A 19,020-nucleotide genomic window follows, 5' to 3' on the forward strand; every position below is an offset into this window, starting at 1 on the left:
GCCTTCCTGGAAGCGACCTGGTGAATCGGGTCGAGCCACCCGTATCGTCCGAATCCGGGTTGACCGACCCGATTCTAACGAGCAGAGAAGGCGGAGCATGTCCCCTCAGCACAACCTCATCCTGGTCACCGGCGCCACCGGCAAGCAGGGCGGCGTGACCGCCCGCAGACTGCTGGCGGACGGCAGGGCGGTGCGCACGCTGGTCCGCGACGCGCAGGCACCGGCCGCACAGGACTTGGCCGCGGCGGGCGCCGAACTCGTCGTCGGCGACTTCGACGCCCCGGAGACCTTGCCCGCGGCGCTGGCCGGTGTCACCGGGCTGTTCCTTGTCCCGCCGGCCGCATACAGTCCGCAGGGCTGGGATGTCGATCTGGAAGCCGCGCGCGGACGAGCGGTCGTGGACGCGGCGCGCGAGGCGGGCGTTCGGCAGATCGTGTTCACCGGCATCGCCTCGATGGGCGACAACGCGTCGTGGGGCGTGACCGGCAAGAAGCGCATCGAAGACGCCGTCATCGCCAGCGGCGCCCGCTACACCCTGCTGCGCCCGGTGCGGTTCATGGAGAACTATCTGCTGCGCACCTCACCGGTCGACGGCATCTTCGACGGTGTACACCGGCATCTCTTCCCGGCCGAAGGGCCGATGAAGGTGATCGCCCTTGCGGACATCGGCGATATCGCCGGTCTCGTCTTCGCCGACCCGGATCGCTTCCACGGCCGCGTCCTCGAACTCGCGGGCGACGTGCTCGCCCCGCCCGCGGCCGCCGCGGCGATCAGCGCGGCCACCGGCCACTCCGTCCGGTATCAGGAGATCGGCGAGGCCGAGGCGGACGCGATCGGCGCGGAGATCGGCAATACCTGGCGTTTGATGCGCCACACGGGCGGCTGGCGCGCCGACGTCGACGAGATCCGCGAAATCCACCCCGGCCTGCGGACATTCGACACCTGGCTCGCCGAAACCGGTGCGGCGCAGATCAAAGCGTTGCTGGACGGCGAAAAGGCCACCGCCGCGGTCAGCTGACAAGAGCCCGGCCGATCCGCATGTGACGGCGCGACAGGCCGCCCACCACGCCGCGGACGTCTGCTCAGCCGCCGCCCAGCTCGCCGGGGTGATCGCCCCGCCAGGCGTACCCTCGGCACGGTGTTACGCATGCGCCGAGCATCCCGCCGTCCCCGGCGCGACCCGGTGGGCGCGGAAGTCGACGAGATATTCGGCCCGTCGCGCAAGCACATCCACGAGCGCAAGGAATGGGTGGCGGTCGCGAAGCTCGACGACCGCGTCTCCGGTGACGATCCGCTGGTCGACCTGGACGTCGGCCCGGTCACCCCTCCCCGCGACCGGCGGGTGACCGGGCGGTGGCTCAGCCCGCCGCGCCGACCGGCGCCAGATTCTCCCCGCGCAGCCGCTGGGAGATCACCTGGGTGATGCCGTCGCCGCGCATGCTGACGCCGTAGAGCGCGTCGGCGATCTCCATCGTCGGCTTCTGGTGGGTGATGACGATCAGCTGGCTCTTCTCCCGCAGCTGCTCGAACAAGCCGATCAGGCGGCGCAGGTTGGTGTCGTCGAGCGCGGCTTCGACCTCGTCCATCACATAGAACGGCGAGGGCCGGGCGCGGAAGATGGCCACCAGCAACGCGACCGCGGTGAGCGATTTCTCTCCGCCGGACAGCAGCGAGAGCCGCTTGACCTTCTTGCCCGGCGGACGGGCCTCCACCTCGATGCCGGTGGTGAGCATGTCCGAGGGGTCGGTGAGCAGCAGCCTGCCCTCGCCGCCGGGGAACAGTTTCGCGAACACCCCGACGAACTCACGCTCCACGTCGGCGTATGCCTCGGTGAAGACCTGGAGGATGCGGGCGTCGACCTCGGCGACCACGTCGAGCAGATCCTTGCGCGCGCTCTTGACGTCCTCCAGCTGGGTGGCCAGGAAGTTGTAGCGCTCCTCCAGCGCCGCGAATTCCTCCAGCGCCAGCGGATTCACCTTGCCGAGGGTGGCCAGATCCTTCTCCGCGCGCTTGGCGCGACGTTCCTGGGTCTGCCGGTCGTAGGGCATCGGCGCGGGCTCGCTGACCTGCTCCCCCCGCTCCTTGGCCTGCTCGTACTCCTGTAGTTCCAGCGCCGAGGGCGGCAGCGGCACGTCCGGACCGTACTCGGCGATCAGATCGTTCAGCGCGATGCCGAACTGCTCGGCGATCGTCGCCTCCAGTTGCTCGATGCGCAACGCCGCTTGCGCCTTCGCCACCTCGTCCCGGTGCACGGCGTCGGTGAGCTGGGACAGCTGCGCGGTGAGCGCACGCACCCGCTCCTTGATCTGCTCGACCTGCGCGGCGCACTCCGAGCGCTTGCGCACCAGTTCGTCCCTGCGGGCGCCCGCAGCGGCGACCACCCGCTCGAGCTCGGCGGCGATCTTCGCACCGGATTCGGCGACAGCGGCGGCCACCTCGGCCGCCTTCTTGCGCGCGGCCGCCGCGCGTTCGGCGCGGGCGCGGTTCTCCCGCTCGGCACGGGCGGCGCGGCGTAGCGACTCCGCCTTGCCGCGCACCGATTCCGCGCGTTCCTCGGCGGTGCGCACGGCGAGCCGGGCCTCGACCTCCATCGCGCGCGCCTCGGCCAGCGCGGACGCCGCCTCCTCGCGCGCGCGGCCCGCGGCTTCGGTACCCGCGGCGCCCGCGCCGTCGGCATCCACCTCGGACTGTTCGAATTCCGCGTGCCGCAGGCGATCCTCCAGGTCGGCCAGCGCGGCCAGCGCCTCTTCCCGGTTGGCCTCGGCGTCGTCGCGCTGGCCGAGCAGCCGTTCGCTCTCCGCGTGTGCGGTGCGGGCGGTCTGGCCGAGCCTGCCCAGCCGCTCGTAGATCGCCACCAGCGCCTGATCGGATTCGTGCAGGGCGAGCAGTGCCTGATCGACGGCATCCTTGCGGTCGGCCTGTTCCTCGAGCGCACCGGACAGCGCGGCCTCGAGTTCCTCGGCGCGCCGCTGCGCGGACACCAGCTCGGCCTTGGCGGCATCGATGTCGGCCTGGATCTCCAGCTGGCTGGGCGCCCGATCGGAACCGCCGAGCAGCCAGCCGTTTCCGGCGAGGTCGCCGTCGCGGGTGACCACGCGCAGGCCGGGCCTGGATGCGACCAGCGCGCGGGCGGCGGGCAGATCCTCGGCCACGGCGATTCCCGCGGTCAGCGCCGCGATCGCGCCGCGCACGGTGTCGGGGCACTCCACCACGTCGACCAGCCAGCGGGCACCACCGGGCAATGCGCCCGGGTGCGGCCCCTCGGCGTTCTCGGTGCCGAAGACGACCGCGGCGCGACCACCGTCGGCTTCCTTGAGCGCCTGGATGGCGGCGTGCGCGGACTCGCCGGTGTCGGCGGCGACGGCGTCGGCCAGCGGGCCGAGCGCGGCGGCGACGGCGGCCTCATACCCACCGTGCACGCGCAGCAACGCCGAGAGTGGACCGAGCAAGCCCTGTTCGCGGTGCTCCACCAGCCAAGCCACCCCGTCGCGGCGCGCCAGGTTCATCCCGAGCGCCTCGATGCGCGCGCCGAGCGAGGCGACCCGCTTGCTCGCGTCGCGGTCCTGTTCGCGCAGTTCGGTGACGCGCTGATCGGCCAGTTCGAGGGCTTGTACCGCGTGCTCGTGCTGGGCGTCCAGACCGGCCTCGCCCGCGTCGAGTTCGTCGAGCTCGGTCTGCACCGTGTCGAATTCGGCTTGGGCGGCCTCGCCGCGATGGCGGGCGTCGGCGATGGCGACCGACAGGCGCGCGATCTCCGCGTCCACCGACTGCGCTCTGGCCCGCAAGGTGTCCACCTTGCCCGCCAACCGGGCCACGCCCTCGCGCCGGTCGGCGATCGCCCGCACCGCGGCCAGGTGCGCCTGCTCGGCGGCCTTGGCGGCGTGTTCGCGTTCGGCCAGCTGGTCTCTGGCCGCCTCCAGCGTCTCGGTGGCCATCTCGACCGCCTCGCGCAGCTCGGCCTCCTCGGCCTCGACACGATCGGCCTCGGCCTCGAGCTGCTCGGGGTCGCGGCCCGCGCCGACCGGAGCGGTGGTGTCCAGGTGCCGCGCCCGGTCGCCCGCGATGCGGATGGTCGCGTTGACCCGCTCGGCCAGCGCGGAGAGCTGGAACCAGATCTGCGCGGCGGCCTCGGCGCTCGGCGTCAACCGGGACAGCTGGAATTCCTGCTGCGCCAGCGCCGCGTTGGCGGCGTCCAGCTCGGACTGCACGGTGATCTGCTGCTCGCGCGCGTACGCCTCCTTGCTCTGCTGGCCTGCCAGCTCCGCGCGGCGGGTGACCAGGTCGTCGGCGGCCAGGCGCAGCCGCGCGTCACGCAGATCGGCCTGCACGGTCTGCGCCCTTCGGGCCACCTCGGCCTGCCTGCCCAGCGGTTTGAGTTGCCTGCGCAATTCGGTGGTGAGGTCGGTGAGCCGGGCCAGATTGGCCTGCATGGCCTCCAGCTTGCGTACCGCCTTCTCCTTGCGCTTGCGGTGCTTGAGCACACCGGCGGCCTCTTCGACGAACGCGCGGCGGTCCTCGGGGCGCGACTCCAGGATCGCCGACAGCTGCCCCTGCCCCACGATGACGTGCATCTCGCGGCCGATACCTGAGTCGCTGAGCAGTTCCTGCACGTCCATCAGGCGGCAGGAGTTGCCGTTGATCTCGTATTCGCCCGCCCCGTCGCGGAACATGCGCCGGGTGATGGAGACCTCGGCGTAGTCGATCGGCAGTGCGCCGTCGGAATTGTCGATGGTCAGCGTGACCTCGGCGCGGCCGAGCGGCGCGCGCCCCGCCGTGCCGGCGAAGATGACGTCCTGCATCTTGCCGCCCCGCAGCGCCTTCGCACCCTGCTCGCCCATCACCCAGGTGAGCGCGTCGACGACGTTCGACTTGCCCGATCCATTCGGACCGACCACGCACGTGATGCCCGGCTCCAACCGCAGCGTCGTCGCGGACGCGAAGGATTTGAAGCCCTTCAACGTCAGACTCTTCAGGTGCAAGTTCGACGACCTTTCCGTGTTCTGCCCGGTCGGCGTTCCGCGCGGTCGAGGCAGCGCATCCGGCGACCAGTCATGGTAGCCGTCGCGTGCCGGGCGCTTTCCGGCCCCGACGGCGCACGCGGCCGAGTGGCGGTTCGGCGATATCCGTAGGTTATCGACTCGCCACCGGTTCGCGCGCATTTCGATGTGCCCGAGGTTTGCCCGGAGGGCGCGCCGCACTGTCCGGGGCACCCGGTCGAAACCGGTGGCGCGCGCACCGCGAACCACTGAGGCCTCGCCCGCGACGGCGCGCCGCCCCTGCGTGTTCGCTCGATCGCCGGTCCGCTTCCGGGCTCGTCGATCCGCCGAATCCGGGCGGTCTCGAACTGGCACTGACGCCGCGCGCTCCGGCCACATACGATCCCTCTGATTCGCCAGCGGAACGTTCGGGAGCGCACCACGATGTCTGCCCCCTCACCAGGGACGAGCACGCGGCTGCGCCTTGCCCGGATCACGGGGCTGGTACTCGGCAGCCTGGTGTTCCTGCACGCCTGCGAGCGCAGCAAGAGCGCACTGCTCGGCGATGTGCGGGTGGAGGTGGCGTTCGCGGCCGCTCTCGGTGCCGCCGCCCTGGCCGCGGCGTGGTTCGAGATCAAGCTGCGGGGGCTGGAGCAGGACGCCGATCCGCCGTGGGACGACGCCGAGCAGTACGAAACTCCCAGTCCTGGGAATTTTCCCGGTCGAACCGGACGTCGGGCGGACACGGCGTACGGCAGGGGCGAGCGAGCGCGTCGCACGGTGGCGGCCGCGAGACCGGCTCCCATGGCCGACCTCGAAGACGACGACCAGCTCGAACCCGAGGAATCCGCAGGGCGCGCCGATCTCGTCAGCGGGATTGCGCGGACATTGCGGATCACCCGCCTCGGTGCCTCGGGCGAACGGCTGCCCCTGCCGACCCTGAACGCGATGACGAAGTGGATTCGCCGCGTCGACCCCGACGAGGAAGCCGACGGCGAACTCGACGACCAGGACGAGACAGAGCAGATCACCCGCACCGAGACGGGCGAACTCGTCATCGAATCGAGCAGGCGAACGGTGCGAGCCAGGATCGGCCGCTCCGGCGACCTCGTCGTGCACGGCCGGTGGCACGGCGGTGCGCATCCGCCCTCCGAATGGAAGTGGACGTTCCACCCCGACGCCTTCCACGCCATTCGCAGCGCCCTCGGCGACGGGCCCGGCGACCTCCTCGATCTGCTCGAGGACACCGTTCCCTGGCTGGACGCCGGCGCCCGCCAAGACCCCGGCGCATGGCTGCGCGCCCACGACATTCCCGCGACCTACCGGGAGAAGGGCGTCAACGCCGCGCAGACCACCCGCGAACTACCCGCCCTCCAGCCGGGTCGTCCACCGCAGCCGCCGCGCGCGGGCAAATCCCTCCGCACCCTGCCCGATGACGCGTCCGGCACCGGGACCGCACGCCGGTCGGCCAAAGCTGTGGACGACCACCATGCCCGGCTCTCATCCGGTCGCGAACGACCTCCGGCCGCTGCGAGAGCTTCCGAGCGCCGCTCCACACCGAGCGCCGCCGCCCCCCGACCCTCATCCCACCGCGCCGGTGCCGATCGACGATCACGCGACGACGTGGGGCAACAGAACTTCCGGTCCGACGACTACGGCTCGCCGGCGCGAACGCCCCCGGCGCGCCGTAGACGAGGCGAACCCGAATCGGCGCAGCGCAGCGATCGGTGGCCCGGTGCGGAAGAGCCGCAAGTGCGCACCCGGCCCACCCCCGGCCGTCCCGACCTCCCGAGACGTCGACACCGCGAACTCGCCGACGACGACCAGCACGTCGCCCGGCAGCCGGATCGCTACCCCGACGAGACCGATTCCTCTCGTTCACGACCCGGTCGGCAGTCAGGGCGCAACCTTCAGCCGCCTCCGGACTTCGAGCCGAGGACCAGCCGACGGGACCGGCCCATACCGTCCGAACCGCCACCCGAACGCCGCCATCAGCGCTCACAGCGCGAAACCCCGTCCCCCTCGCACGAGTCCCCCTCGCGACGCGGCTGGTAGGACACGAAATCGGCGCTGTCACCCGGTGCTCCGGGTGACAGCGCCGAGAAGCGGAGTTCAGCTCGCGCGGTGGGTGAACCGGCCGTTCTCGAAGCCGGCCACCATACGGAAGGCGAGGACGGCGCCCCACGGGCCGATCACCCAGATCGGCCAGAAGTAGGTCAAGGCGCCGACGCTCAGCGAGACCGCACCCCAGATGACGAGCACCAGCAGGCTCACGGCGAGCCAGGTGCTGCCCTCGATGCGCTGCCAGATCGGGATACGCGGACGGGCGGAAGCCGGTGCGACGGCATCCTTGCCGAGTTCGGGCAGATCGGACAGCACCGAGCGCAGGTCCTCACGATCGGTGGTGGCGTACACCTGAGCGACGCGCTGGTCGTATTCGGGCAGATCGAGCCGCCCGTCTGCCATATGCCTGCCGAGCAGGCGCACCACGGCGTCGCGTTCGGCATTCGAGGCGCGGGTGCCGGTGGAGATGTCCATGCCTGGTCCTATCGACGGTTCCACCCTCCATAGTGGAATATAGATCCAGTATAACCCTCCAAAGTGGAATGTCAATCCCCAGGGTTTCACCGTCCGAAACCGGGGACTTCCCACCCGGCGGCGGTAATGTTCGGATGGACGAGAACAACTGTATGGACAGGTGTTCGGCTCGCGGGCCCGCCGAACGGCCGGCTCCGCGTCCCGACCAACTCGCTCGAGGAGGAACAGGTGTCGGAAACCGTCCGCGGGGTCGTGGCCCGCAGCAAAGGCGCACCGGTCGAGATCGTCGAGGTGGTGATCCCGGATCCCGGACCGCACGACGTGGTGGTGCGGGTGCAGGCTTGCGGCGTCTGCCACACCGACCTGCACTATCGCGAAGGCGGTATCACCGACGACTTCCCGTTCCTGCTCGGTCACGAGGCGGCGGGCGTGGTGGAAACCGTGGGCGCCGCGGTCACCCACGTGGCGGAGGGTGACTACGTGATCCTCAACTGGCGCGCGGTCTGCGGCGAGTGCCGGGCGTGCAAACGGGGCCGTCCCTGGTACTGCTTCGACAGCCGCAACGCGAGCAAGAAGATGACGCTCGCCGACGGGACCGAACTGACCCCCGCGCTGGGCATCGGAGCGTTCGCCGACAAGACCTTGGTGCACGAAGGCCAGTGCACCAAGGTCGATCCGGCGGCCGACCCCGCGGTGGCAGGCCTGCTCGGCTGCGGCGTGATGGCGGGCATCGGCGCGGCGCTGCACACCGGCAACGTCTCGATCGGCGACACCGTCGCGGTGATCGGCTGCGGCGGCGTCGGGGACGCGGCGATCGCCGGAGCCCGGCTGGCGGGTGCCGAAACCATCATCGCGGTGGACCGCGACGCCCGGAAACTGCGCTGGGCCACGGACTTCGGCGCCACCCACACGATCGACGCCACCACCGAGGACGTGGTCGAGAAGATCCAGGAGTACACCGGCGGGTGGGGCGCCGACGTCGTCATCGAGGCCGTCGGGCGACCGGAGACCTGGAAGCAGGCGTTCTACGGCCGCGACCTGGCCGGCACGGTGGTGCTCGTCGGCGTGCCGACTCCGGAGATGACCATCGAGATGCCGCTGCTGGACCTGTTCTCCCGCGGCGGCGCCTTGAAATCCTCCTGGTACGGCGACTGTCTGCCGGAACGCGACTTCCCCAACCTGATCAGCCTGCACCGCCAGGGACGGCTGCCGCTGGACCGCTTCGTCACCGAACGCATCGGGCTCGACCAGGTGGAGCGGGCCTTCGCCGAGATGCACACCGGCGATGTGCTGCGCTCCGTGGTGGTCTGGTGACCGCCCGCATCGACCGCGTCGTCACCTCCGGCGACTTCTGCCTGGACGGCGGCACCTGGGCGGTGGACAACAACATCTGGCTGGTCGGTGACGACGACGAGGTGGTCGTCATCGATGCCGCCCACGACGCGGGCCCGATCGTCGCGGCGGTCGCGGGCCGCGCCGTCCGCGCGATCGTGTGCACCCACGGGCACAACGATCACGTGACGGTGGCGCCCGAACTCGCCGAACGCTTGAACGCACCGGTCCTGCTGCATCCCGGCGACGAGCCGCTGTGGCGGATGACCCACCCGGACACCGGCTACCAGCCGCTCCAGGACGGCGACCGGATCGCGGTGGCGGACACCGAGATCCATGTCCTGCACACGCCGGGGCACTCCCCCGGATCGGTCGCCCTGCACCTGCCGGACGCGAAAGCCGTGTTCACGGGCGACACGCTGTTCGCGGGCGGGCCAGGCGCGACCGGTCGCTCGTTCTCCGATTTCGGCACGATCATCGAGTCGATCCGCGACCGCCTGCTGACGCTGCCGGAGGAAACCGCGGTCCACACCGGGCACGGCGATTCCACCACCATCGGCGCGGAGAAACCGTTCCTGGCCGAGTGGATCGCCCGCGGTCACTGAGACCTCGAGGATCGCGGGTGGGTCGAGTGCGGCCACCCGCGATCCCGCTCAGCCGCGGTACGGGTAGCGCTGATCCAGATCCAGATTCAATCGCAGGACGTCTACCCGCGGCTCACCCAGGAACCCCAGGGTCCGGCCGCGGGTGTGTTCGTCGACCAGTGCCCGCACCTGCGCCTCGGTGATCCCGCGTGCCTTCGCGACGCGCGCCACCTGAATGGTCGCGTACTCCGGTGAGATATGGGGGTCCAGCCCACTGCCGCTCGCGGATACGGCGTCCGGGGGCACCGCCGGGGCGTCGGGGGCGTCACCGCGAATCGGCACGATACGGCCGAGGGTGTAGTCCCGGCCGGGTTCGGCGCATTCGACACGCACTCCGCGATAGGTGGCGAGGAACGGCCGCGCGGGGCAGACCTGGTTGACGCTGACGACCTGCACCGGATGCGCCACGTCGCCGTCGGCGCCAGGTGGACCGATCACCGAGAGGACCGCGCCCACGCCGTCTTTCGTGCAGAACGGGCGACTGCCGTCGACCCCCTCACGGTCGCCGACCGCCTTGCTACGCGCGCACACGGTGGTGAGCAAGCTCGGCCGCGACGCGGTGTCCACGATGTCCTCCGGTCCGAGATTGCTCGCCGCCGTGGCCATCGGGTCGTAACCGTGACCAGCGGCCGACGGGCGGCTCTGAAAATACTGCGCGAGGGCGGCGCCACCGGCGTCGGCGAACGATTGACCGATGAGGGCGGAGCCCACGACCGATCCGTTCGCCTCGAGCAGTGAACCGTCCGCCTTGTCGTGCAGCCCGGGTAGTTGCGCCGCCGCGAGTACCGCCAGGGGATAGCCGATTCCGGTGATCGCCGTGAGCACGAGCAGGGCGCGCAACGCGGCGAGATGCTGTCGAATCCAGGTCGAAAGGCGCATCTCAGGACATCCCGGGGAGGAAGTGGACAACGAGGTCGATGAGTTTGATGCCGAGGAACGGCGCGATGACGCCGCCGAGCCCGTAGACGGTGAGATTGCGGCTGAGCAACTTCGACGCGTGGGACGGCCGGTAGCGCACCCCGCGCAGCGCGAGTGGGATGAGCGCCACGATGACGAGGGCGTTGAAGATCACCGCCGACAGGATCGCCGACTGCGGACTGGCCAGGCGCATCACGTTGAGCCGGTCCAGACCGGGGAACAGCGTGACGAACAGCGCCGGAATGATGGCGAAGTACTTGGCGATGTCGTTGGCGATGGAGAACGTGGTCAGTGCACCGCGGGTGATGAGCAACTGCTTGCCGATCTCCACGATCTCGATCAGCTTGGTCGGATCGGAGTCCAGATCGACCATGTTGCCCGCCTCCTTGGCGGCCGAGGTGCCGGTGTTCATCGCGACGCCCACATCGGCCTGCGCCAGCGCGGGCGCGTCGTTGGTGCCGTCACCGGTCATCGCGACCAGCCGTCCGCCCTCCTGCTCCCGCTTGATCAGCGCCAGCTTGTCCTCCGGCGTCGCCTCGGCGAGGAAGTCGTCGACCCCGGCTGCGTCGGCGATCGCCCGGGCCGTCAACGGATTGTCACCGGTGATCATCACGGTCCGGATGCCCATCCGGCGCATCTCGTCGAACCGTTCACGCATCCCCTGCTTCACCACGTCCTCGAGCTGGATCACGCCCAGCACCCGCGCGACGCCGTCGGCTATCCGGCCCACGACCAGCGGTGTGCCGCCGGCCGCCGAGATCCCGTCGACGGTCGCGCCGAGTTCGCCGGGCACCGCACCGCCCTCGGCCCGCACCCAGTCGGTGACCGCGCCCGCCGCGCCCTTGCGCAACCGGCGGCCGTCCAGGTCGACACCCGACATCCTGGTCTGCGCGGTGAACTCGACCCACCGCGCGTGGGCCAACTCGCCTGCCGTCCGCTCCCGCAGCCCATGGGTCTGCTTGGCGTAGACGACGATGGAGCGGCCTTCCGGCGTCTCGTCGGCCAGGCTGGAAAGCTGTGCGGCGTCGGCCAATTCGTCCTCGCCCACGCCGGGCACCGGGACGAAGTTCGTGGCCTGTCGATTGCCGAGGGTGATGGTGCCCGTCTTGTCCAGCAGCAGCGTGTTCACATCACCCGCGGCCTCGACGGCACGACCGGACATGGCGAGCACATTCCGTTGCACCAGGCGATCCATGCCCGCGATGCCGATCGCCGAGAGCAGCGCGCCGATAGTCGTGGGAATCAGGCACACCAGCAGCGAGACCAGCACGATGCCGGTGACACCGTGCGTGTCCAGCGCCGCGCTGTCCGGCACCCCCGGATTGTTCGACTTGCTGAAGATCGCCATCGGCTGCAGGGTGACGACCGCGAAGACGAAGATGATCGTCAGCGCCGCCAGCAGGATGTTCAGCGCGATCTCGTTCGGGGTCTTCTGCCTGCTCGCGCCCTCCACCAGCGCGATCATCTTGTCGATGAAGCTGCGGCCCGGCTCCTGGGTGATCCGCACGACGATCCGGTCCGACAGCACGGTGGTGCCGCCGGTCACCGCCGACCGGTCACCGCCGGATTCCCGGATCACCGGCGCGGATTCACCGGTGATCGCCGACTCGTCGACCGAGGCGATGCCTTCCACGACGTCGCCGTCGCCCGGGATCACCTGCGCGGCTTCGACGACGACGTGATCGCCGCGGCGCAGTGCGGCAGCTGCGACGCGCTCCTCGACCACCCGCGCGCCCGGCGACCACTCGACCAGTCGCCGTGCGACGGTGTCGGTCTTCGCCTTGCGCAATGTGTCGGCTTGCGCCTTGCCGCGCCCCTCCGCGACCGCCTCGGCCAGATTCGCGAAGATCACCGTGAGCCACAGCCACACGACGATCGCCCAGGCGAAAAAGGACGGATTCGCCAGTGTGAGAACGGTCGACCACACCGCGCCCAGCTCGACGATGAGCATCACCGGGTTGCGCCACAGGGTGCGCGGGTCGAGCTTGCGGAGCGCGTCCGGCAACGAGGTCAGCAGCGTCCTCGGATCGAGCACTCCCCTGGGGACGCTCTCGCCCCGCCGCCGCTCGGGCTCGGCATGCGCCGAAACCTTCTCATCCATCACAGAACTGGACATGTCAGTGGATTCCTTCGGCGAGCGGCCCGAGCGCCAGCGCGGGCAGGAAGGTGAGCGCGACCAGGATCACCGTCACGCCGACGACCATGCCGACGAACTGCGGCCGGTGCGTCGGCAGCGTGCCGATCGACGCGGGGGTGGTGCCCTGCCGGGCCAGTGAACCGGCCAGCGCGAGGACGAAGATGATCGGCAGGAAGCGGCCGAAGAGCATGGCGAGACCGAGTGCGGTGTTGTACCACTCGGTGTTGCCGGTCAGGCCCGCGAAGGCGGAGCCGTTGTTGTTGGCGGCTGAGGTGAACGCGTACAACACCTCCGACAGACCGTGCGGCCCTGAGTTCAGCATGCTCGCTCGCTGCCCGGGCATCGCCATCGCCGCTGCCGTGGCGATGAGCACGATCAGCGGGCTGATCAGAAAATACGAAGCGGCGAGCTTGATCTCGCGTGGCGTGATCTTCTTGCCGAGGTATTCCGGTGTGCGCCCGACCATCAATCCGGCGACGAACACCGTGATCACCGCCAGGATCAGCATGCCGTACAGACCCGATCCGGTGCCGCCCGGCGCGACCTCCCCCAGCTGCATATCGAACATCGTCATCAATCCGCCGAGGCTGGTGTAGGAGTCGTGGAACGAGTCGACGGCTCCGGTGGAGGTCAGTGTCGTCGAGGCGGCGAAGGTCGCCGAATTCGCCACACCGAAGCGCTGTTCGGCGCCCTCCATGGACGCGCCGATCGCGGTCGGCACAGTGCCGTGGTGCTGGAGCTGGAAAAGATCGGTCAACGTGACACTGATCAGTGCGATCGTCCCCATCACCGCGACGATCGCGTAGCCCTGCTTGCGACTGCCCACCATCCGGCCGAAGGTGCGCGGCAGCGAGAAGCTGATCACCAGCAGCAGGAAAATCTCCAACCAGTTGGTCCAGGCAGCCGGGTTCTCGAAGGGGTGCGCGGAGTTGGCGTTGTAGAAGCCGCCACCGTTGGTGCCCAGTTCCTTGATCACTTCTTGGCTGGCGACCGGCCCGCCGGTGATCGTCTGCCCGGTGCCGTTCAGGGTCTGCGCCACCTGATCGTGCAGGTGGAAGTTCTGGATCACACCGCCCGCCACCAGCACGACCGCGAACACGAACGCGATCGGCAGCAGAATGCGCAGCGTGCCGCGCACCAGATCCACCCAGAAGTTGCCGAGGTCGCCGGTGTGCCTGCGGGCGAACCCGCGCACCAGCGCAACCGCCACGGCCATGCCGACCGCCGCCGAGACGAAGTTCTGCACGGCGAGCCCGGCCATCTGTACCAGGTGCCCCTGGGTGGATTCACCGGAATAGTTCTGCCAGTTGGTGTTCGTCACGAAACTGACGGCGGTGTTCCAGGCCAGCGCGGGCGTCATCGTGGTGCCCGGATAGTTCAGGTGCAGCGGCAATCTGCCTTGCAGGAGTTGGAAAAAGAACAGGAAGAGAATGCCGACCGCCGAGAAGGCCAGCACACTGCGTGCATAGACCGGCCACGGCTGCTCGACTTCCGGTTGCGCGCCGATCAAACGGTAGACGAGGCGTTCGGCACGAGAGTGTCTTCGCCCCTCGTACACCCGGTACATGTAATCCCCCAGCGGCACGTGCACCAGCGCGAGCGCCAGGATCAGGGCCGCCACGAAGACGGCCCCGGCGGTTGTCGCGCTCACTCAGAACCTCTCGGGAAACAGCAGCGCCGCGATCAGGTAGATCGCCACGCCGACAGCGAGAACCAGACCGATCCAATTCGCGGTCACAATTTCTCCACCCCGCGCTGGACCAACCCCAGCAGCGCGAACGCAGCCACGGTGAGCGCGGTGAACACGACGACCGACATGACTCCACAACCTCCCTCCGCGCGCCGGGACGCGGCGCATCAGAGCGAGTGAACCGCCCGTCCGGGCCCGCCGACCGGCTCCTGACGACTTCTTGATGCTCCGATACTCGGCATTTGCGCTTCGTTGACGGCCGCGCGACGTCCCGCAAGTAACCCGTCAAGGAATCCCGGTGAACCGTCAGCACACCGTAAAGATCGAGGTCGGCGGGTCCGGCGGCGGTAGAAGTGGAGAGCCGGACCACGCGGACCATTCCAGCGCGCGACCGGTGCCGAACGGCCCGGAGAGAAGAGAGGGATCGCAATGTCGGTAGTCGTCCTCGTCGCCACATTCGTCTGCTGCGCGCTGGTCATCCGCGCGCTCGGAACTCGTGAACAGACGCGGCGGCCCCTACCGGTCACGATCGAGGCGGACGATGCGCGCCGGTGACGGGGACCGGCGACGCGGCGCGGCAGCACCATGCCCGTGGCAGCACGCCGTGGTGATCGAGCCTTGCGCGGCCCGGCAGCGCGACGCGCGATGATGAACACGTGAAACGCGGTCAGCTGCGTATCTACCTCGGCGCCGCGCCGGGAGTCGGCAAGACCTACGCCATGCTCGGCGAGGCGCACCGGCGACTGGAACGCGGCCGCGATGTGGTGGCCGGGGTGGTCGAAACCCACGGCAGGGAGAAGACCGCGACGCTGCTCGACGGCATCGAACGCATACCGCCGAAGTCGATCGAGTATCGCGGCAGCACGTTCGCGGAACTCGACGTCGAGGCGGTACTGCGGCGTGCGCCCGCGGTGGTGCTGGTCGACGAGCTGGCGCACACCAACGCCCCCGGAAGCAAGCACGAGAAGCGCTGGCAGGACGTGGCGGAACTGCTCGACGCTGGCATCGACGTGATTTCCACGGTCAACGTGCAGCACCTGGACAGCCTCAACGACGTCGTGGAGCGGATCACCGGCATCCAGCAGCGCGAAACCGTGCCCGACGCGGTGGTACGCGGGGCGGACCAGGTCGAGCTGGTCGATATCACCCCGGAAGCGCTGCGGCGCAGACTTTCGCACGGCAACGTGTACGCCGCCGAGAAGATCGACGCGGCGTTGCGCAACTACTTCCGCGCGGGGAACCTCACCGCGCTGCGCGAACTGGCGCTGCTGTGGCTGGCCGACCAGGTGGACGCCGCGCTGGCCAGGTACCGGGCCGACCACAGGATCACCGAACTGTGGGAGGCCAGAGAGCGCGTCGTGGTGGCGGTGACCGGCGGCCTGGAATCGGAGACGATCGTGCGCCGGGCCGGCCGCATCGCCACCAAATCCAGCGCCGACCTGGTGGTCGTGCACGTGGTGCGCGGCGACGGCCTGGCGGGCGTCTCCACCGAGCGGCTGGCGCGGCTGCGCGAGCTGGCGGCCAGCCTGGACGCGTCGCTGCACACCGTCACCGGCGAGGACGTGCCCACCGCGTTGCTCGAGTTCGCCCGCGAGGTGAACGCCACCCAGCTGGTGCTCGGCACCTCCCGCCGCTCGCGCTGGGCTCGCATCTTCGATGAGGGCATCGGCTCCACGGTGGTGCAGCGCTCCGGCAAGATCGACGTGCACATGGTGACGCACGAGCAGGCCCATCGAGGCTTCCGGTACGCGGCCCTGCATCCGCGCCGCCCCGTGGCGGCCTGGCTCGCCGCCGTTGCCGTACCGGCCCTGGTCTGTGCCGTCAGCGCCGCTTACCTCGATGATGTGCTCGATCTCGGCGGCATCAGCGCCGTGTTCGTCGTGGGTGTGGTCGCGGTGGCATTGCTCGGCGGCGTGGTGCCCGCGTCGTTCTCGGCCCTGCTGTCCGGCCTGCTGTTGAACTGGTTCTTCGCGCCGCCGCGCTACAGCCTGACCATCGCCGAGCCGAACAGCTTCATCACCGTGGTGGTGCTGCTCATCGTCGCCGTCGCGGTGGCGGCGCTGGTCGATCTGGCCGCGAAACGAACCGGCCAGGCGCGCAAGGCATCCCGGCAAGCCGAACTGCTCACCATGTTCTCCGGCGCCATCCTGCACGGCGCGGATCTGCCCCGGCTGCTCGAACAGATCAGAGAGGTCTTCGCGCAGCGCGCGGTCTGCCTGGTGTCGGGTGACCGGATGCTCGCCGAGGTGGGTGCCGACCCGCCGCGGCGCCCCTCGGACGCGGACACCGTGGTCGAGGCGGGCGATGGGGGCCACTGGCTGCTGCTGGCGGGCCGACCGCTGGCGGCGGCCGACCGCCCGGTGCTCAACGCGGTCACCAACCAGGCCGTCGCCTTGGTGCGGCAGGCGCGGCTGGCCGAGGAGGCCGGCGCCGCCGCGGCCCTGCTGGAGGCCGACCGCCTGCGGCGGGCGTTGCTCTCGGCGGTCGGTCACGACCTGCGCACCCCGCTGGCCGGCGCCAAAGCGGCGGTGTCCAGCCTGCGCAGCGACGACATCGAGTTCTCCCCGCAGGACACCGCCGAACTGCTGGAGACGATCGAGGAATCGGTGGACCAGCTCACCGCGCTGGTCGGCAATCTGCTGGATTCTTCCCGGCTCGCGGTCGGCGTCGTCACCCCGCGAGTGCGGCGGGTCTACCTGGACGAGGCGGTGCACCGCGCGCTGCTGAGCGTCGGGATGGGTGCGCGCGGACTGCGCCGCGCCGCGATGGACCGGATCCGCATCGAGGTCGGCGACGTGTCGGTGCGCGCCGACAGCGGTCTGCTGGAACGCGTGCTGGCCAACCTGATCGACAACGCGCTGCGGCACGCGCCACGCGCGGGCACGGTCCGGGTCACCGCTGAACGGGCGGGCGAACGGGTCTCGATCGCGGTCGTCGACACCGGTCCCGGCGTGCCGCAAGGTACCGAGGAGCAGCTGTTCGAACCGTTCCAGCGCCTCGGGGACCGGGACAACACCACCGGAGTCGGGCTCGGTCTGTCGGTGGTGCGCGGGTTCGTCGAAGCGATGGGCGGCACCGTGCACGCCGAGCCGACCCCCGGCGGAGGATTGACCATGCTGGTCGACTTGCCCGGCGGCGAGCCGCCTGACGTGGACGGTACGGGCGGCGGCGCGGCGCACGAAACGACGCGCGCGGGTGAGTGAGGTGTCCGGGTGACGACACAGGAGGCGGCGGTTGTGACGAAGACGCCCGAGGCGATGGCGACGAAGGTGCTCGTGGTCGACGACGAACCGCAGATCGTGCGCGCGCTGCGAATCAACCTGTCGGTCCGTGGCTACGAGGTGATCACCGCCGCGACCGGTGGCGCGGGTCTGCGCGCGGCCGCCGACCGGCACCCGGACGTCGTGATCCTCGACTTGGGCCTGCCGGACATGGACGGCATCGAGGTGCTCGCGGGATTGCGCGGCTGGACCTCGGCGCCGGTGATCGTGCTGTCGGCGCGGACGGATTCCGCCGACAAGGTCGAAGCGCTGGATGCGGGCGCCGACGACTACGTGACCAAACCGTTCGGCATGGACGAGTTGCTGGCCCGGCTGCGGGCCGCCGTCCGGCGCGGCGCCACCGATACCGACGCCTCGGCCCCGGTGGTGACCACCGACTCGTTCACCGTCGACCTGGCCGCCAAGAGGGTCACCAAGCGAGGCCATACCGTGCACCTCACGCCCACCGAATGGGGCATGCTCGAGATGCTGGTCCGCAATCGCGGCAAGCTGGTCGGGCGGCGCGAACTGCTGCGCGAGGTCTGGGGGCCGTCCTACGCCACCGAGACCCACTACCTGCGGGTCTATCTGGCGCAATTGCGCCGCAAACTGGAGGACGATCCGTCGCGCCCGAAGCATCTGCTCACCGAGGCGGGCATGGGTTACCGGTTTCAGGAGTAATCCCGGCCACGGGCCGCCGACGGCGCGGAATGGCGCGACGGGGCACGGCGTTGCCAGGCGCGCGAGTTGATTGCGACGACAATGGCAGGATCGAACCCATGGCTGAACACACCGCTACACCCGCCACCGCGGCGCCGAGCGCGCCGGAGCCCACCACACTGTGGGTCGAACGCACCGGAACCAGGGCCTACACCGGACGCAGCTCCCGTGGCGCCGAGGTCCTGATCGGTTCGCAGGGCGTCCCCGGTGTGTTCACCCCCGGCGAGCTGCTGAAGATCGCGCTGGCCGCCTGCTCCGGCCTGAGCGCGGACTTCCCGCTGTCGCGCAAACTCGGCGACAACTTCGACGCGACCATCCGCGTCTCCGGCGACGCCGACCGGGAGAACGAGGTCTACCCCCAGCTGGACGAAGTGTTCGAACTCGATCTCAGCGACCTCGACGACGAGGCCCGCGAGCGGTTGCTGGTCACCGTCCAGCGTGCGATCGACAAGGTCTGCACGGTGGGACGGACGCTGAAGGCGGGGTCGAAGGTGACGCTGTCGTTCGACATCGAGGCCTGATGGACGAGGCCGTTCGGTTGAGCGCCTGGGTGCACGGCCTGGTCCAGGGCGTGGGTTTCCGCTGGTGGACTCGGTCGCGGGCGCTGGAGCTCGGGCTGGTCGGGCAGGCGAGGAATGCCAGGGACGGCCGGGTGCACGTGATCGCCGAGGGGCCGCGACCGGCCTGCGAGCGGTTGCTCGCACAGCTGCGTTCCGGCGATACTCCTGGTCAGGTCAGGTTGGTTGTGGAAAGCTGGGAGCCCGCGCGGGGTGATTTGACCGGTTTCGAGGAGCGGTAGTGGTGG

At 70.0% G+C, this 19,020-nt stretch carries 15 protein-coding genes; 9 read left to right on the top strand and 6 right to left on the bottom strand.

Annotated elements, in window-relative coordinates:
* Positions 1-97: 97 nt before the first annotated feature.
* The gene (locus NG1_RS10420; protein WP_062969843.1) at positions 98-1,018 is read left to right on the top strand and encodes an NmrA family NAD(P)-binding protein; all 921 of its coding nucleotides are present in this window, start codon (positions 98-100) and stop codon (positions 1,016-1,018) included.
* 129 nt (positions 1,019-1,147) lie between these two features.
* Positions 1,148-1,423, top strand: a complete 276-nt coding sequence (locus NG1_RS36560) for a hypothetical protein (RefSeq protein WP_157113964.1) — start codon at positions 1,148-1,150, stop codon at positions 1,421-1,423.
* Here NG1_RS36560 and smc read toward each other — a convergent pair.
* On the bottom strand, positions 1,359-4,979 hold the full coding sequence (smc, locus tag NG1_RS10425) for a chromosome segregation protein SMC (protein ID WP_062969940.1): 3,621 nt from the start codon (positions 4,977-4,979) through the stop codon (positions 1,359-1,361). The two genes, NG1_RS36560 and smc, sit on opposite strands and share 65 nt — an antisense overlap.
* 441 nt (positions 4,980-5,420) lie before the next feature.
* On the opposite strand from smc, the gene NG1_RS10430 reads away from it, so the two are divergent.
* Positions 5,421-7,031 (top strand): hypothetical protein, encoded by a 1,611-nt coding sequence (locus tag NG1_RS10430; RefSeq protein WP_157113965.1) that lies wholly within the window; start codon positions 5,421-5,423, stop codon positions 7,029-7,031.
* A 57-nt stretch (positions 7,032-7,088) separates the two neighbouring features.
* Here the strand turns inward: NG1_RS10430 and NG1_RS10435 are convergent, their stop codons facing one another.
* Entirely contained in the window at positions 7,089-7,514 is a 426-nt protein-coding gene (locus tag NG1_RS10435; protein WP_062969845.1) for a DUF1707 SHOCT-like domain-containing protein, read from the bottom strand.
* A gap of 228 nt (positions 7,515-7,742) precedes the next feature.
* Between NG1_RS10435 and NG1_RS10440 the strand changes: the two genes are divergently transcribed.
* Both NG1_RS10440 and NG1_RS10445 read left to right on the top strand, forming a co-directional pair.
* Complete coding sequence (locus tag NG1_RS10440) at positions 7,743-8,828, top strand: S-(hydroxymethyl)mycothiol dehydrogenase (RefSeq protein ID WP_062969941.1); 1,086 nt, start codon at positions 7,743-7,745, stop codon at positions 8,826-8,828.
* Positions 8,822-9,451: an MBL fold metallo-hydrolase gene (locus tag NG1_RS10445; protein ID WP_210750179.1), complete on the top strand. Its 630-nt coding sequence runs from the start codon at positions 8,822-8,824 to the stop codon at positions 9,449-9,451. Before NG1_RS10440 ends, NG1_RS10445 begins: the two co-directional genes overlap by 7 nt.
* Before the next feature lie 48 nt (positions 9,452-9,499).
* Here the strand turns inward: NG1_RS10445 and NG1_RS10450 are convergent, their stop codons facing one another.
* Genes NG1_RS10450 through kdpF form a run of 4 tightly spaced genes read right to left on the bottom strand, consistent with a single transcriptional unit; the run spans position 9,500 to position 14,403 of the window.
* Positions 9,500-10,369, bottom strand: a complete 870-nt coding sequence (locus tag NG1_RS10450; protein ID WP_062969847.1) for a potassium-transporting ATPase subunit C — start codon at positions 10,367-10,369, stop codon at positions 9,500-9,502.
* Position 10,370: 1 nt separating this feature from the next.
* Entirely contained in the window at positions 10,371-12,509 is a 2,139-nt protein-coding gene (gene kdpB, locus NG1_RS10455) for a potassium-transporting ATPase subunit KdpB (protein ID WP_157113973.1), read from the bottom strand.
* Between the two features lie 16 nt (positions 12,510-12,525).
* Entirely contained in the window at positions 12,526-14,196 is a 1,671-nt protein-coding gene (kdpA, locus tag NG1_RS10460; RefSeq protein WP_062969849.1) for a potassium-transporting ATPase subunit KdpA, read from the bottom strand.
* Positions 14,197-14,403, bottom strand: coding sequence for a K(+)-transporting ATPase subunit F (gene kdpF / locus NG1_RS39005; protein ID WP_084498828.1), 207 nt, complete (start codon positions 14,401-14,403; stop codon positions 14,197-14,199). It lies immediately after the preceding gene.
* A 488-nt stretch (positions 14,404-14,891) separates the two neighbouring features.
* Here kdpF and NG1_RS10475 point away from each other — a divergent pair, with 488 nt between their 5' ends.
* The 4 genes from NG1_RS10475 to NG1_RS10490 all read left to right on the top strand — a co-directional run bounded on the left by NG1_RS10475 (position 14,892) and on the right by NG1_RS10490 (position 19,014).
* Positions 14,892-17,438 carry a sensor histidine kinase gene (locus tag NG1_RS10475; RefSeq protein ID WP_062969851.1) on the top strand — a complete coding sequence of 849 codons (2,547 nt, stop codon included), beginning with the start codon at positions 14,892-14,894 and terminating at the stop codon, positions 17,436-17,438.
* A 54-nt stretch (positions 17,439-17,492) separates the two neighbouring features.
* Positions 17,493-18,176 (top strand): response regulator, encoded by a 684-nt coding sequence (locus tag NG1_RS10480; protein ID WP_062969942.1) that lies wholly within the window; start codon positions 17,493-17,495, stop codon positions 18,174-18,176.
* Positions 18,177-18,274: 98 nt separating this feature from the next.
* Positions 18,275-18,736, top strand: a complete 462-nt coding sequence (locus tag NG1_RS10485; protein ID WP_062969852.1) for an OsmC family protein — start codon at positions 18,275-18,277, stop codon at positions 18,734-18,736.
* Complete coding sequence (locus NG1_RS10490; protein WP_040868369.1) at positions 18,736-19,014, top strand: acylphosphatase; 279 nt, start codon at positions 18,736-18,738, stop codon at positions 19,012-19,014. Before NG1_RS10485 ends, NG1_RS10490 begins: the two co-directional genes overlap by 1 nt.
* The last annotated feature ends 6 nt before the right edge of the window (positions 19,015-19,020 follow it).

It is taken from the genome of Nocardia gamkensis NBRC 108242, assembly GCF_001612985.1.
Lineage (GTDB): Bacteria > Actinomycetota > Actinomycetes > Mycobacteriales > Mycobacteriaceae > Nocardia > Nocardia gamkensis.